Genomic DNA, 14,082 nt, shown 5'->3' on the forward strand with positions numbered 1-14,082 from the left:
CAGTGTCAATAAGACAAAGCCGCTAAATAGCTGCAAAAACCCCGGCTTATCCACCCATTAAATTTCTCATTTCAGAAAATAATGGCAGTCCATCGAGGTGGATTTTTTTTTAAGCCAGCGCATCAGGGAGTCAGTTTTGTTACCACATAACAATAACAGCACAAGTTCCGGTCAACGATCAGGCAGGAAAGGGTCATGAATTCAACTGTCACGCAGGCTAACTCAGAAAAGAAGGGTCTTAACGACCTGTTCGCCCGCCTACGCGCCAACCCCCGTATTCCCATTATCGTCGCCGTAGCTGCGCTAATCGCCGTGGTGATGGCCATGGTGCTGTGGGCAAAACAGCCGAACTACAGCGTCCTGTACAGCAACCTGAGCAATGAAGACGGCGGTGCTATCGTCACCCAGCTGACCCAGATGAACATCCCCTATCAGTTTGATGATAAGGGCGGGGCACTGATGGTGCCGGCCGATAAAGTGCATGAGCTGCGCCTGCGTCTGGCGTCCCAGGGGCTGCCAAAAGGCGGCTCCGTTGGCTTTGAGCTGCTGGATAAAGAGAAGTTCGGCATCAGCCAGTTCAGCGAACAGGTTAACTACCAGCGCGCGCTGGAAGGCGAACTGGCGCGAACCATTGAAACCCTCGGCCCGGTGAAAGGCGCGCGCGTCCACCTGGCGATGCCAAAACCGTCGCTGTTCGTGCGCGAGCAGAAGGCCCCGTCCGCGTCGGTAACGCTGGCGCTGCAGGCGGGCCGCGCGCTGGATGAAGGTCAGATCAATGCCGTGGTGCATATGGTTTCCAGCAGCGTAGCCGGCATGCCGCCGGGCAACGTCACCGTAGTCGATCAGGGCGGACGCCTGCTGACCCAGTCGGATACCAGCGGACGCGATCTGAATGATACCCAGCTGAAATACACCAGCGACGTTGAGAGCCGTTATCAGCAGCGCATCGAAGCGATCCTCGGCCCGATTGTCGGCAACGGCAACGTGCACGCGCAGGTAACCGCGCAGGTCGACTTCAACAAGCGTGAACAGACCGATGAGCAGTACAAGCCGAACAGCAGCCCGGACCAGCAGGCCGTTCGTTCGCGTCAGAGCAGCAACAGTCAGCAGCTTGGCGGACAGTACCCTGGCGGCGTGCCGGGTGCCCTCTCCAACCAGCCCGCGCCGGCCAATTCCGGGCCAATTACCACCCCGAACGCTAACGCCGCCGGGGCTAACCCGACCGCGAACAACGCGACGGCTAACGCGGCCACCAGCACGGCGGCCAGCACCGTGCCCTCCAATACCCGTAACGACGACACCACCAACTACGAAGTCAACCGCACCATTCTGCACACCAAAATGAACGTCGGTGAAGTGCAGCGGCTGTCGGTAGCGGTCGTCGTGAACTACCGCAGCGATGCCGCCGGTAAGCCGGTGGCGCTGAACGAAGCTCAGCTGAAACAGATTGAAGATTTGACCCGCGAAGCGATGGGGTTCTCCAGCCAGCGCGGCGACAGCCTGAACGTGGTTAATTCGCAGTTTACCGCCAGCGATGACCTGGGCGATGCCCTGCCGTTCTGGAAGCAGCAGCGCTTTATCGATCAGATGCTGGAAGCCGGACGCTGGCTGCTGGTGCTGATTGTCGCCTGGATCCTCTACCGCAAACTGGTTCGTCCACAGCTGCTGCGTAAAGCCGCGCAGGATAAGGCGATCGCCGAAGCGGCCGCAGTGGCAGCAACGTCACGCGGTAATGATGATGAAGGTGTGTCGGTCAAGCTGTCGAAAGATGAGCTCGATCAGGAACGTAAATCTCAGCACCGCGTAAGCGCTGAGGTGATGAGCCAGCGTATCCGTGAGATGTCAGAAAATGACCCACGGGTGGTGGCTCTGGTTATTCGCCAGTGGATGAAGGACGAGCTATGAGTCTCACCGGAACTGAAAAAAGCGCCATTCTGATGATGACGGTCGGTGAAGACCGCGCGGCAGAGGTGTTCAAACACCTCGACACCCGCGAAGTCCAGCATCTGAGCTCGGCGATTGCCAGCATGCGCCAGGTCTCGCACAAGCAGCTGACCGACGTACTGCGCGAATTTGAGATCGACGCCGAACAATTCGCGGCGCTGAGCATCAACTCCAATGACTACCTGCGCAGCGTGCTGGTGAAGGCGCTCGGCGAAGAGCGCGCCTCCAGCCTGCTGGAAGATATTCTGGAAACCCGCGGCACCGCCACCGGGATGGAAACGCTCAACTTTATGGAGCCGCAGGCGGCTGCCGATCTGATCCGCGACGAACACCCGCAGATCATTGCCACCATTATGGTGCACCTCAAACGTGGCCAGGCGGCCGATATCCTGGCACAGTTCGACGAACGTTTACGCCACGATGTGATGCTGCGTATCGCTACCTTTGGCGGCGTACAACCGGTGGCGCTGGCCGAGCTGACCGAAGTGCTCAACGGCCTGCTGGACGGTCAGAACCTCAAGCGGGCGAAGATGGGCGGCGTGCGTACGGCGGCCGAGATTATCAACCTGATGAAGTCTCAACAGGAAGAGGCGGTTATCGACGCGGTACGCGAATTCGACGGCGAGCTGGCACAGAAAATCGTCGACGAGATGTTCCTGTTCGAAAACCTTATCGAGGTCGACGATCGCAGCATTCAGCGCCTGCTGCAGGAAGTGGAATCCGAATCGCTGCTGGTGGCACTGAAAGGCTCCGAACAGCCGCTGCGCGAGAAGTTCCTGCGCAATATGTCGCAGCGTGCGGCCGATATCCTGCGCGACGACCTGGCCAACCGCGGCCCGATGCGTATGTCTGCCGTCGAGGGCGAGCAGAAAGCGATTCTGCTGATCGTACGTCGTCTGGCCGAAAGCGGCGAGATGGTGATTGGCGGAGGCGAAGAGACCTATGTCTGATAACGCTTCCCTGCCCTGGCAGCGCTGGGTACCGGACGATCTGATGGCGCGCGAGCGGCCGGCTATTCCACCGCTGACGCTGAGTGATGACCCGCAGCTGCCGGAGTTCGGCGAAGAAGCCCCCGCCGTTGACCAGCAGCAGCTCGAACATGAGCAATGGCTGACGCGCGAGCGGGAAGACGCACGTGCCCAGGGCTACGCGGAAGGCCAGCAGCGCGGCTTTGCCGAGGGGCAAAAGGCCGGTTATGACAGCGGCATGCAGCAGGGCCTCAGCGAGGCACAGCAGCAGCAGGCCCCGCTGCAGGCGCGGATGCAGCAGCTGGTATCAGAGTTTCACCATACTCTGGAAGCGCTGGACAGCGTGATCGCCGCCCGGCTGATGCAGCTGGCGCTGGAAGCGGCGCGCCAGGTGATTGGCCAGGCACCGCAGGTGGACGGTACCGCCCTGCTGCGGCAGATCCAGACCATGCTGCAGCAGGAGCCAATGTTCAGCGGCAAGCCGACGCTGCGGGTCAGCCCGGAAGACCTGCCGCGCATCGAGCAGAGCCTTGGGGCGACCCTGAATCTGCACGACTGGCGGCTGCTGGCCGATCCGGGCATTCATCCCGGCGGCTGCAAGGTCAGCGCGGAAGATGGCGATCTCGACGCCAGCGTTGCCACCCGCTGGCATGAGCTGTGCCGCCTGGCCGCGCCGGGAGAGCTGTAATGACCACGCGACTGTCACGCTGGCTCGGCACGCTGGATAATTTTGAAAAGCGCATGGCGTCGGTGCCGGAGGTGCGTCGTTACGGCCGCCTGACCCGTGCTACCGGCCTGGTGCTGGAAGCAACCGGCCTGCAGCTGCCGCTCGGGGCCACCTGCGTTATTGAACGTCACGATGGCCAGGGCATCAGCGAGGTGGAGAGCGAAGTGGTCGGCTTTAACGGCCAGCGCCTGCTGATGATGCCGCTGGAAGAGGTGGAAGGCATTCTGCCCGGCGCGCGCGTTTACGCCCGCGTCAGCGGCGACGGCAGTCATAACGGCAAGCAGATGATGCTCGGGCCGGAGCTGCTTGGCCGGGTGCTGGACGGCAGCGGACGCCCGCTGGACGGCCTGCCCGCACCGGAAACCGGCTACCGTGCCGCGCTGGCCACGCCGCCGTTTAACCCGCTGCAGCGCACGCCGATCACCGACGTGCTGGATACCGGCGTGCGGGCGATCAACGCCCTGCTCACCGTCGGCCGCGGCCAGCGTATGGGGCTGTTTGCCGGCTCCGGCGTCGGCAAAAGCGTGCTGCTGGGGATGATGGCGCGCTACACCAAAGCCGACGTGATCGTGGTGGGCTTAATCGGCGAGCGCGGCCGCGAAGTAAAAGACTTTATTGAAAATATTCTCGGCACCGAGGGCCGCGCGCGCTCGGTGGTGATCGCCGCGCCGGCGGACGTTTCCCCGCTGCTGCGCATGCAGGGTGCCTCTTACGCCACGCGGATTGCGGAAGATTTTCGCGATCGCGGCCAGCACGTGCTGCTGATTATGGACTCGCTGACCCGCTACGCCATGGCACAGCGCGAAATCGCGCTGGCAATCGGCGAGCCACCGGCAACCAAAGGCTACCCGCCTTCCGTGTTTGCCAAACTGCCGGCGCTGGTGGAACGCGCCGGTAACGGCATTGACGGCGGCGGTTCAATCACCGCCTTCTACACCGTTTTAACCGAAGGCGATGACCAGCAGGACCCGATCGCCGATTCGGCGCGTGCGATTCTGGATGGCCATATCGTGTTATCCCGCCGCTTAGCCGAGTCCGGCCACTATCCGGCCATTGATATTGAAGCCTCGATCAGCCGCGTGATGGCGCACCTGATCGACGACACCCATTACGCGCGGGTGCGCCAGTTTAAACAGCTGCTGTCCAGCTTCCAGCGTAACCGCGATCTGGTCAGCGTCGGTGCCTACGCCGCCGGCACCGACCCGACGCTCGACAAAGCGATCAGACTTTACCCCGAACTGGAGGCCTTCCTGCAGCAGGGGATGTTTGAGCGCAGCAGTTTCGATGATGCCTGCCTGCATCTGCAGGCGATTTTCGGCTAGCGCCCTGAGCACAGGGTAGCTCGCCGCCGGAGGGTTTATGGCTAAACAGGCCTCAGCAATTGACACCCTGCGCGACCTGGCGCTGAAAGATGTCGAGAAAGCCGCTATCCAGTTAGGCGATATGCGGCGCGCACAGAAACAGGCAGATGAGCAGCTGAACATGCTGCTCAACTACCAGGATGAGTACCGCAGTAATCTCAATAACACCATGACTCAGGGGATTGCCAGCACCCGCTGGTACAACTACCACCAGTTTATTGAGACGCTGGAGAAGGCCATTCAGCAGCATCGCCAGCAGCTGACGCAGTGGAATCAACGGGTTGAAGGTGCACTTAACCTGTGGCGCGACAAACAGCAGCGGCTGCATGCCTATGAGACGCTGCAGGCCCGCGCGGCCGCTAACGCGTTATTACAAGAAAACCGTCTCGATCAGAAACGGATGGATGAATTTGCCCAACGGGCACTATTGAGGAAAGGCGAATGATCCCTTTGCCAACACCGGTTACTGCGTCCACGACGACAGCGACAGCCACGCCGATTACCAGCAGCCGTTCCGGCACCTTCGCGACGGATACCAACGCATCCACCGATGCCGCCACCGCTGGCGACGGCGCGCAGCCAGAATTTTTGACCCTGCTGGGCAACCGTCTGCTCTCACTGGCACAGCAGAGCGGCACCGGTAAACCTACCCTGCCTGACGTCAGCACGGAACAGAGCGCCTCTGACAAGAGCGCGGCGAAGTCACGTCTCAGCGATCTGCTCTCCGCGCTGGACAAACCGGATGCGCTGAACGCGCTGCTGCAGCCGCAGACCAGCGGCACGCTGCCTGCCGCCACCGGCGACAGCGACAGCCAGCTCAAACCGGCGATCGCGCTCAGCGACATGGATTTACAGGCCCTGCAAGCCCTGCAGGCGATGCTGCCGGCCAGTACGCTGGTGCCGCGCACGACGCAGACCGCAGGTAAAGGTGAAGGCCTCGCCACCGATGAAACCGATGCCGGAAACGGGCGCGCAGCCGGCCTGCTGACCAGCACCACCACCAGCGGCACGCCACGCAGCAGCGGCCAGCCCCTGCTGAGTGCCCACAACGATGCTGGTAATCAGGCTACAGACGCGGCAGAATCGGCATCTGGCCCGGCTTTTCAGCAGGTTATGAGCACTATTGGTAAAGATATCGATAAAGAAAATTCAAGTTCTGCTACTAATGCGACGATAACTACAAATGCCATCAGTGCCGCAACCGCTCCGCTGACGCCAGCGGGTAGCTCGCTGGTCACCGCACCGGCCACGCCGCAGCTTAATTCTCAGCTCGGCAGCCCGGAGTGGCAGCAGGCACTGGGACAGCAGATCCTGATGTTCAGCCGTAACGGGCAGCAGACCGCCGAACTACGTCTGCACCCGCAGGACCTGGGCAGTATCCAGATCAGCCTGAAGCTGGATAATGATCAGGCACAGTTGAGCCTGGTGTCGAACCACAGTCAGGTACGCGCCGCGCTGGAAGCCGCGCTTCCACAGCTGCGCAGTGCCCTGGCTGAGAGTGGCATCAACCTGGGTCAAAGTAATGTAAGTAGCGATGCGTTCCCGCAGAACCAGTCCTTCGCCGGGCAGCAGGAGCAGCAGCGTAATAACAGCGGAAGCCAGTTTAGTCTTGCTTCGGAAAATAGCAGTGATGTGACGCCTCTTGCCGTACCTGCCGCCCTGCAGGCGCGCGCCGCAGGGTCCAGCGCTGTCGATATTTTCGCCTGACGGCTACAAACGCGTAAGCTGACGGCATTATCCGCGTCTTTTCAGCCTATTGTTTGGCTCAGGACGCGGGATAATTTGCCCGCAACGCCGTGGGTTAGCGGATTAGGTGGCACCGCCCCCGAAAATAATCACAGGAAGTTACAGCTAATATGACTGATAACGCTAAAGCCAAAAGCGGCAAACGTAAGCTCCTGATACCGGTGTTGCTGGTAGTAACTCTGGTCGCTTGCAGCGTGGCGGGCTATACAGTCTGGCGCTCGATGAACTCTCCGGCTAACGCCACTGCGGCTGCTAAGCCGGAGCCACCGCCGGCGCCGGTGTTTTTTGCTCTGGACACTTTTACGGTCAATTTGATCAATCCTGACAACGATCCGGATCGCGTGCTCTACGTAGGCTTTACCCTGCGTTTGCCGGATGAAGATACCCGTCGTCGTCTGAATGATTATTTACCGGAAGTACGCAGCCGACTGCTGCTGCTGTTATCGCGTCAAAACGCTGCTACGTTAGCCAATGAGCAGGGTAAGCAGGAATTAGTAACACAGATCAAACAGGTACTGGCACCTCCGCTGGTGCAAGGACAACCCCAGCAGGTCGTGACCGACGTACTGTTTACGGCCTTCATACTGCGGTGATGTAAATTTATGGGCGATAGCATTCTTTCTCAGGCAGAAATTGACGCGCTGCTTAATGGCGACAGCGACAGCGCGGCAGACGATCAGGTTAGTCAGGGTAGCGATAACGGCATTCGCCCTTACGATCCCAATACCCAGCGCCGCGTGGTGCGTGAACGCCTGCAGGCGCTGGAGATTATTAACGAGCGTTTTGCACGTTCTTATCGTATGGCGCTGTTTAATCTGCTGCGCCGCAGTCCGGATATTACCGTGGGGGCGATCAAGATCCAGCCCTACCACGAGTTTGCCCGTAATCTGCCGGTACCGACTAACCTCAATCTGATCCACCTTAAGCCGCTGCGCGGAACGGCGCTGGTGGTGTTTTCGCCTGGTCTGGTGTTTATCGCGGTAGATAACCTGTTCGGCGGCGACGGCCGCTTCCCGACTAAGGTCGAGGGGCGCGAGTTCACCCATACCGAACAGCGCGTGATTCAGCGCATGCTGAAGCTGGCGCTGGATGGCTACAGCGATGCCTGGAAGCCGATCTATCCGCTGGACGTGGAGTATGTGCGTTCCGAAATGCAGGTCAAGTTCACCAACATTACCACGTCACCGAACGATATCGTGGTCACCACGCCGTTCCAGGTTGAGGTGGGTAACCTGACCGGTGAGTTCACCATCTGCATCCCGTTCAGCATGATCGAACCGCTGCGTGAAACGCTGGTCAACCCGCCGCTGGAGAACTCGCGGCGCGAAGATGAGAACTGGCGCGATACGCTGGTGAAACAGGTGCAACACTCCGAACTGGAGCTGGTGGCTAACTTCGCCGACATTTCGATGCGTATCTCCCGCCTGCTGGCGCTGAAACCTGGCGACGTGCTGCCGATTGAAAAACCGGACCGCATTATCGCCCATGTGGATGGCGTACCGGTGTTGACCAGCCAGTACGGCACGCTGAATAAGCAGTATGCGCTGCGCGTGGAACACCTGATTAACCCGATTTTGAACTCGATGAATGAGGAACAGCCCCATGAGTGACATCAATAAGCCGTCCGACAACGACATCTCCGCGGACGACCTGTGGGCTGATGCGATGAATGAGCAGGCGAGCACCACCTCTGCCTCAACGGCGGGGATTTTCAAATCACTGGAAGCCGGTGACGTCAGCGGATCGCTGCAGGATATCGACCTGATTATGGACATTCCGGTCAAACTGACCGTGGAACTGGGCCGCACCAAGATGACCATTAAGGAGCTGCTGCGCCTGACGCAGGGCTCGGTGGTGGCGCTGGATGGCCTGGCGGGTGAACCGCTGGATATCCTGATCAACGGCTATCTGATTGCCCAGGGGGAAGTGGTGGTGGTCGCCGATAAGTACGGCGTGCGCATTACCGACATCATTACCCCGTCCGAACGCATGCGCCGCCTGAGCCGCTAAGTGAACACCACCCAGCCGTCACAGCCGGTGGTCGGCCAGCCCGCGGTCTCTTCCGCATCGGTGCTTACCCAGGTCAGCGGCGTGCTGGCCGCCATTATTCTGCTGATCCTTGCCTGTGCCTGGCTGGCGAAGCGAGTGGGCCTGACACCGAAACGTGGCCGGGGCGCAACGCTGAACGTCAGCGCCAGCTGCCAGCTGGGGCAGCGCGAACGCGTCGTGGTAGTGGATGTTGAGGGCGCCCGGCTGGTGCTGGGCGTTACCGCCCAGCAGATTACCCATCTGCACACCCTGCCCCCGGCCCCTGAACCGACCTCATCCACACCGCCACAGGCGCCGGCCGATTTCCGTCAGCTCCTCCAGTCGCTTCTTAAAGGCCAAAAGCAAAAATGAAACGCATACTGCCGCTGCTGGTGCTGTCGCTGCTGATGCTGGCACCCAACGTCTATGCCCAGTTACCGGGGCTTATCAGCAAACCGCTCGCCGGGGGCGGCCAGAGCTGGTCGCTGCCGGTGCAGACGCTGGTGTTTATCACCTCGCTGACCTTCCTGCCGGCGATCCTGCTGATGATGACCAGCTTCACCCGCATCATTATCGTGTTTGGCCTGCTGCGCAACGCCCTCGGTACGCCGTCGGCACCGCCGAACCAGGTGCTGCTCGGTCTGGCGCTGTTTCTGACCTTCTTTATTATGGGCCCGGTATTCGACAGGATCTATTCCGACGCCTATCTGCCGTTCAGCGAAGACAAAATCAGCATGCAGGAAGCGATGGATAAAGGCGCCCAGCCGCTGCGCGAATTTATGCTGCGCCAGACGCGTGAAGCTGACCTGGCGCTGTTCGCCCGGCTGGCCAACACGCCGCCGCTGGCCGGGCCGGAAGCGGTACCGATGCGGATTCTGGTGCCCGCGTACGTCACCAGCGAGCTGAAAACCGCGTTCCAGATTGGCTTCACCGTATTTATTCCGTTCCTGATTATCGACCTGGTGGTGGCCAGCGTGCTGATGGCGCTGGGGATGATGATGGTGCCCCCCGCGACCATCTCGCTACCGTTCAAGCTAATGCTGTTTGTACTGGTCGACGGCTGGCAGTTGCTGGTGGGTTCGCTGGCGCAGAGTTTTTATTCCTAACCGGAGCAACGCATGACACCCGAATCGGTAATGCAGCTTGGCCATGACGCCCTGAAGGTGGCGCTGGCGCTGGCCGCTCCGCTGCTGCTGGCCGCCCTGCTCAGCGGGCTGATTATCAGCCTGCTGCAGGCCGCTACCCAGATCAATGAACAGACGCTGTCATTTATCCCGAAAATCCTCGCCGTGGTCGCCACTATTGTGATCGCCGGGCCGTGGATGCTGAGCCTGGTGCTGGATTATATGCGCACCCTGTTCAGCAATTTGCCTTATATGATCGGCTGATGATTCAGTTCGACAGCAGCCAGCTTCTGTTCTGGATCAGTCAGTTTTTCTGGCCGCTGGCGCGCGTGCTGGCGCTGATCATGACCGCCCCGCTGCTGAGCGAGAAGTCGATCAGCCGCAAGGTCAAACTCGGCCTTGGCGTGATGATCACCTGGGTGCTGATCCCCTCTTTACCGCCGACCAACGTCACCCTGTTCTCCGTCGGCGGCTTCTGGCTGCTGATCCAGCAGATCCTGATTGGCGTAGCCACCGGATTTACGCTGCAGCTGGCGTTTGCCGCCGTGCGTACCGCCGGTGAAGTAATCGGCCTGCAGATGGGGCTCTCTTTCGCCACCTTCTTTGACCCCGGCAGCCGCCTGAATATGCCGGTGCTGGCCCGTTTTCTCGATATGCTGGCCATGCTGCTGTTTCTGACCTTCAACGGCCACCTGTGGCTGATTTCGCTGCTTGCCGACAGTTTCCACACCCTGCCGGTAGGCGGTGAACCCCTGAACAGTCATGCTTTTTTTGCGCTTACCAACGCGGCCGGCCTGATTTTCCTTAACGGTCTGAAGCTGGCTCTGCCGCTGATCACCCTGCTGCTGACGCTTAATCTCTCTCTGGGCCTGCTCAACCGTGTGGCCCCCCAGCTTTCGGTATTTGCTATCGGCTTCCCCATCACGCTAACCCTGGGGATGGTGTTTATCATTCTGATGATGCCGCTGCTGGCGCCGTTCTGCGAACATCTGTTTAGCGAGATCTTCGACCTGTTATCAACGCTGCTGAATGAAATGCCGGCACGCTAGATAAACGTCAGACTAACCCTTCGGAAACTTAAGTCATTCAAATGTATTACGTCAGTAATAGGTTCAAAGCTTTACACTTTTCCATAAGGAAATTCTGATAAGTGTAAATTAACAGTGAAAAATATTTTTATTAATCGGCAGTTAGCGTATTTTAAACATGGCAACGCTAAGACATGTCTGAAAATACCTGCTCAGGGATGCCTCTTATCGTGATGTTTTAAATTGTTATTTTTTCGCCAACACCAGCATTTTACTTAGGTTCCGCGCCCTGTGAGGGGCTGAGTTTTACCCCAATAACAGGTCCGGAAATTGCATCTCTTTTGAGGAATATCCCTCAGGTCGTGCCTTCATTTCTCTAAGGGTCGCTATTATGCCAACAATGATTATGGATTCATGTAACTATACGCGGCTGGGACTGAATGATTACTTGCTCGGAAAAGGGCTGAGAAAAAAGAACATTATTACGGTAACGGAAACCAGTCAGTTACAAAGTTACTGTAAAAAATACAGGCCAGGCGTAGTTTTTATCAATGAAGACTCTTTTATTCACGAAGCCGATGCCAGTCAGTTACTGAGAAACATCATCCTGCAGCATCCGGATACGTTATTTTTTATATTTATGGCGATCTCGAACATTCATTTTGAAGAGTATTTATATGTCCGAAAAAACCTGATTATTACCTCAAAGTCGATCAAACCCGGCACCCTCGACGAACTGCTCAGCACCTACATCCAGCAGCGCTGTGGCCACGCCTCGCGCTACCTGTCGGGTTCAGACGTTCACCCGCTGACGCTGAGCAGGACGGAATCCTGCATGCTGAGAATGTGGATGTCAGGCCATGATACGATTCAGATATCTGACAAACTGCAAATCAAAGCAAAAACGGTTTCCTCACACAAAGGAAATATAAAACGCAAAATTAAAACCCACAAAAAGCAGGTTATTTATCATGTTGTCCGGCTGGCAGACAATGTGACCAGCGGTATCTATGTCAATCTGAGATAACGCCGGCGCAGACGGGAGACGTCCCGTCTGAATGCTTCAGCACTCAATGTCAATTTTGTGAAGCACCTCCCACTTCCCCGCTAAGCGTTTCCTTTCCGATGCCGATGTTAACAGGACGACCGGAGCGTATCTTCGTCCCCATCAGAGAGCATAGGATATGAAACTACAACAAAATGACGCGCAGCAGACCGTTAGTTTTTGGCAGCATCTCCGCCTGGTCCCGCTGTTTGCCACCATTCTGGGTGGCATTCTGTTACTTTTCGCCTTGTGTATCGGCCTCGCCAGTTACTTTCTTATCCAGAGTAATCAGTCGCTTAATGACGTCACCGAAGAGATCCAGGTGCGTATGGCATTGTCGAACAGCTCTAATAATCTGCGTACGGCACGCCTGACGGTGATCCACGCGGGTGCTTCGGCGCGCATTGGGGAAATGGAGGAGTTTAAGGCCAATCTCGACACCACAGAAAAGCGCATCCAGCAGGCGCGCGACAGCTTTGCCCGCTACGAGCAGCGCCGGGTGAAAACGCCGGCCGACACCGCGCTGGACGCCGAGCTGAAGACCCGCTTCGGTGAGTACCTTGAGAAGGGCCTGCTGCCGATGTTGAAAAGCGCCAACGACGGCAGCTTTGAAGGGGTGATTGCCCAGGAAACCGACTACACCCGTAAATTTGATGACGCCTATAACGCCGTGCTGCTCAAAGCGGTGAAGATCCGCACCGAGCGCGCCGAAAGCATGAATGCTGAAGCGGCCGCGCAAACCCGCCTTGGCTTTATCATGATGGCTGCGGCCTTTGCACTGGCGCTGTTGCTGACGCTGGCGACCTTTATCTTCCTCAAGCGCGTGGTGATTGCACCGATGCGCCACGCGGTGGAACGCATTGAGCAGATTTCCGCCGGCGATCTGACCGCACCGCAGCAGCAGTGGGGACGCAGTGAAATTGGCACGCTGGGCCACCATCTGCAGCTGATGCAGCAGTCGCTGGTCACCACCGTGGGTACCGTACGTGAAGGTGCGGTGGCGATTTACCAGGGGTCAGGTGAGATCTCCGCGGGTAACACCGATCTCTCCTCACGTACCGAACAGCAGGCTGCCGCGCTGGAGCAGACGGCCGCCAGCATGGAGCAGCTGACCTCGACGGTGAAACAGAACGCCGAGAACGCGCACCATGCCAGCCAGCTGGCGGCAGAAGCCTCCGGCCGCGCGCGCGACGGTGGGGCTATCGTCAACGGCGTGGTGACCACCATGAACAATATCTCCGCCAGCTCGAAGAAAATTGCTGAGATCACCACGGTGATCAACAGCATCGCCTTCCAGACCAATATCCTGGCGCTGAACGCCGCGGTGGAAGCGGCGCGCGCCGGCGAGCAGGGCCGTGGTTTTGCGGTAGTGGCCAGCGAAGTGCGTAACCTGGCGCAGCGCAGCGCCGGTGCCGCAAAAGAGATTGAAGGCCTGATTGCCGAGTCGGTGGATCTGATCGGCAAAGGCTCCAGCGAAGTGGCACACGCCGGCGATACCATGAGCGGCATCGTCGACGCGGTGCGCCGCGTCACCGATATTATGGCGGAGATCGCTGCCGCCTCAGACGAGCAGAGCCGGGGCATTGAACAGGTCAGCCAGGCGGTAACCGAGATGGACAACGTCACCCAGCAGAACGCCTCGCTGGTGGAGGAAGCCTCTGCCGCCGCCGCCTCACTGGAAGAACAGGCGGCCCGCCTGACCCAGGCGGTTGCCACCTTCAAGCTGAACACCTACGCCGCTGCCCCGCTGCGCACGGCCAGCGTCAGCGGTAAAAAAGCGCTGCCGGTAACGGCAAAGCCGGCGCTGGCTGACGGGGATAACTGGGAGACGTTCTGATTCACGAACGTCATAAGTAAAAAGTATTACCCTGACGGGCCTCGTGCAGACGAGCGCCCGTTTTTTTTGCGCAATCGCTTCATTTAAACGATCGGATCTCGTCAGGCACGGATATTTATTCCGGCACAAAGATAATTATGATCTGATAGTTTCCGACGATGATGAACTGAATTCAGTTTAAACCCCGGCGGTTTTCCACGATACCGGCTTTAAAAAAATAGCTTTAAGGCTAATTATTGACGACTTTCTAACCCTTAACCTGATAATTCTCTGC

The 14,082-nt window shown here is 58.6% G+C and carries 15 protein-coding genes; all 15 read left to right on the forward strand.

The genetic code is table 11. From position 1 onward, the window contains the following. The first annotated feature begins 195 nt into the window (after positions 1–195). A complete protein-coding gene (gene fliF / locus GKQ23_RS15235) occupies positions 196–1,905 on the forward strand; it encodes a flagellar basal-body MS-ring/collar protein FliF (RefSeq protein ID WP_056236527.1) in 1,710 nt (569 codons plus the stop codon). Further along, positions 1,902–2,894, forward strand: a complete 993-nt coding sequence (fliG, locus tag GKQ23_RS15240) for a flagellar motor switch protein FliG (RefSeq protein ID WP_056236529.1) — start codon at positions 1,902–1,904, stop codon at positions 2,892–2,894. Before fliF ends, fliG begins: the two co-directional genes overlap by 4 nt. Next, entirely contained in the window at positions 2,887–3,600 is a 714-nt protein-coding gene (gene fliH / locus GKQ23_RS15245) for a flagellar assembly protein FliH (RefSeq protein WP_212408724.1), read from the forward strand. The genes fliG and fliH overlap by 8 nt, the downstream gene beginning before the upstream one ends. Beyond that, complete coding sequence (gene fliI / locus GKQ23_RS15250) at positions 3,600–4,961, forward strand: flagellar protein export ATPase FliI (RefSeq protein WP_212408726.1); 1,362 nt, start codon at positions 3,600–3,602, stop codon at positions 4,959–4,961. The genes fliH and fliI overlap by 1 nt, the downstream gene beginning before the upstream one ends. A gap of 37 nt (positions 4,962–4,998) precedes the next feature. Beyond that, a complete protein-coding gene (gene fliJ / locus GKQ23_RS15255; RefSeq protein ID WP_056236535.1) occupies positions 4,999–5,445 on the forward strand; it encodes a flagellar export protein FliJ in 447 nt (148 codons plus the stop codon). Continuing rightward, positions 5,442–6,707, forward strand: coding sequence for a flagellar hook-length control protein FliK (locus tag GKQ23_RS15260; protein WP_212408728.1), 1,266 nt, complete (start codon positions 5,442–5,444; stop codon positions 6,705–6,707). Before fliJ ends, GKQ23_RS15260 begins: the two co-directional genes overlap by 4 nt. A gap of 149 nt (positions 6,708–6,856) precedes the next feature. Beyond that, positions 6,857–7,339 (forward strand): flagellar basal body-associated protein FliL, encoded by a 483-nt coding sequence (fliL, locus tag GKQ23_RS15265; RefSeq protein WP_056236539.1) that lies wholly within the window; start codon positions 6,857–6,859, stop codon positions 7,337–7,339. A gap of 9 nt (positions 7,340–7,348) precedes the next feature. Further along, on the forward strand, positions 7,349–8,356 hold the full coding sequence (gene fliM, locus GKQ23_RS15270; RefSeq protein WP_056236540.1) for a flagellar motor switch protein FliM: 1,008 nt from the start codon (positions 7,349–7,351) through the stop codon (positions 8,354–8,356). Beyond that, entirely contained in the window at positions 8,349–8,756 is a 408-nt protein-coding gene (gene fliN / locus GKQ23_RS15275) for a flagellar motor switch protein FliN (RefSeq protein ID WP_056236542.1), read from the forward strand. Before fliM ends, fliN begins: the two co-directional genes overlap by 8 nt. Continuing rightward, the gene (gene fliO, locus GKQ23_RS15280; RefSeq protein WP_056236545.1) at positions 8,757–9,146 is read left to right on the forward strand and encodes a flagellar biosynthetic protein FliO; all 390 of its coding nucleotides are present in this window, start codon (positions 8,757–8,759) and stop codon (positions 9,144–9,146) included. Continuing rightward, positions 9,143–9,880: a flagellar type III secretion system pore protein FliP gene (fliP, locus tag GKQ23_RS15285; RefSeq protein ID WP_056236547.1), complete on the forward strand. Its 738-nt coding sequence runs from the start codon at positions 9,143–9,145 to the stop codon at positions 9,878–9,880. The genes fliO and fliP overlap by 4 nt, the downstream gene beginning before the upstream one ends. A gap of 12 nt (positions 9,881–9,892) precedes the next feature. Beyond that, positions 9,893–10,162 (forward strand): flagellar biosynthesis protein FliQ, encoded by a 270-nt coding sequence (gene fliQ / locus GKQ23_RS15290; RefSeq protein WP_056236550.1) that lies wholly within the window; start codon positions 9,893–9,895, stop codon positions 10,160–10,162. Then, positions 10,162–10,947 (forward strand): flagellar biosynthetic protein FliR, encoded by a 786-nt coding sequence (gene fliR, locus GKQ23_RS15295; protein ID WP_056236552.1) that lies wholly within the window; start codon positions 10,162–10,164, stop codon positions 10,945–10,947. Before fliQ ends, fliR begins: the two co-directional genes overlap by 1 nt. 370 nt (positions 10,948–11,317) lie before the next feature. Then, positions 11,318–11,953 carry a transcriptional regulator RcsA gene (gene rcsA / locus GKQ23_RS15300; RefSeq protein ID WP_056236553.1) on the forward strand — a complete coding sequence of 212 codons (636 nt, stop codon included), beginning with the start codon at positions 11,318–11,320 and terminating at the stop codon, positions 11,951–11,953. A gap of 157 nt (positions 11,954–12,110) precedes the next feature. After that, on the forward strand, positions 12,111–13,808 hold the full coding sequence (locus tag GKQ23_RS15305) for a methyl-accepting chemotaxis protein (RefSeq protein ID WP_212408729.1): 1,698 nt from the start codon (positions 12,111–12,113) through the stop codon (positions 13,806–13,808). The last annotated feature ends 274 nt before the right edge of the window (positions 13,809–14,082 follow it).

It is taken from the genome of Erwinia sp. E602, assembly GCF_018141005.1.
Taxonomy (GTDB): domain Bacteria; phylum Pseudomonadota; class Gammaproteobacteria; order Enterobacterales; family Enterobacteriaceae; genus Erwinia.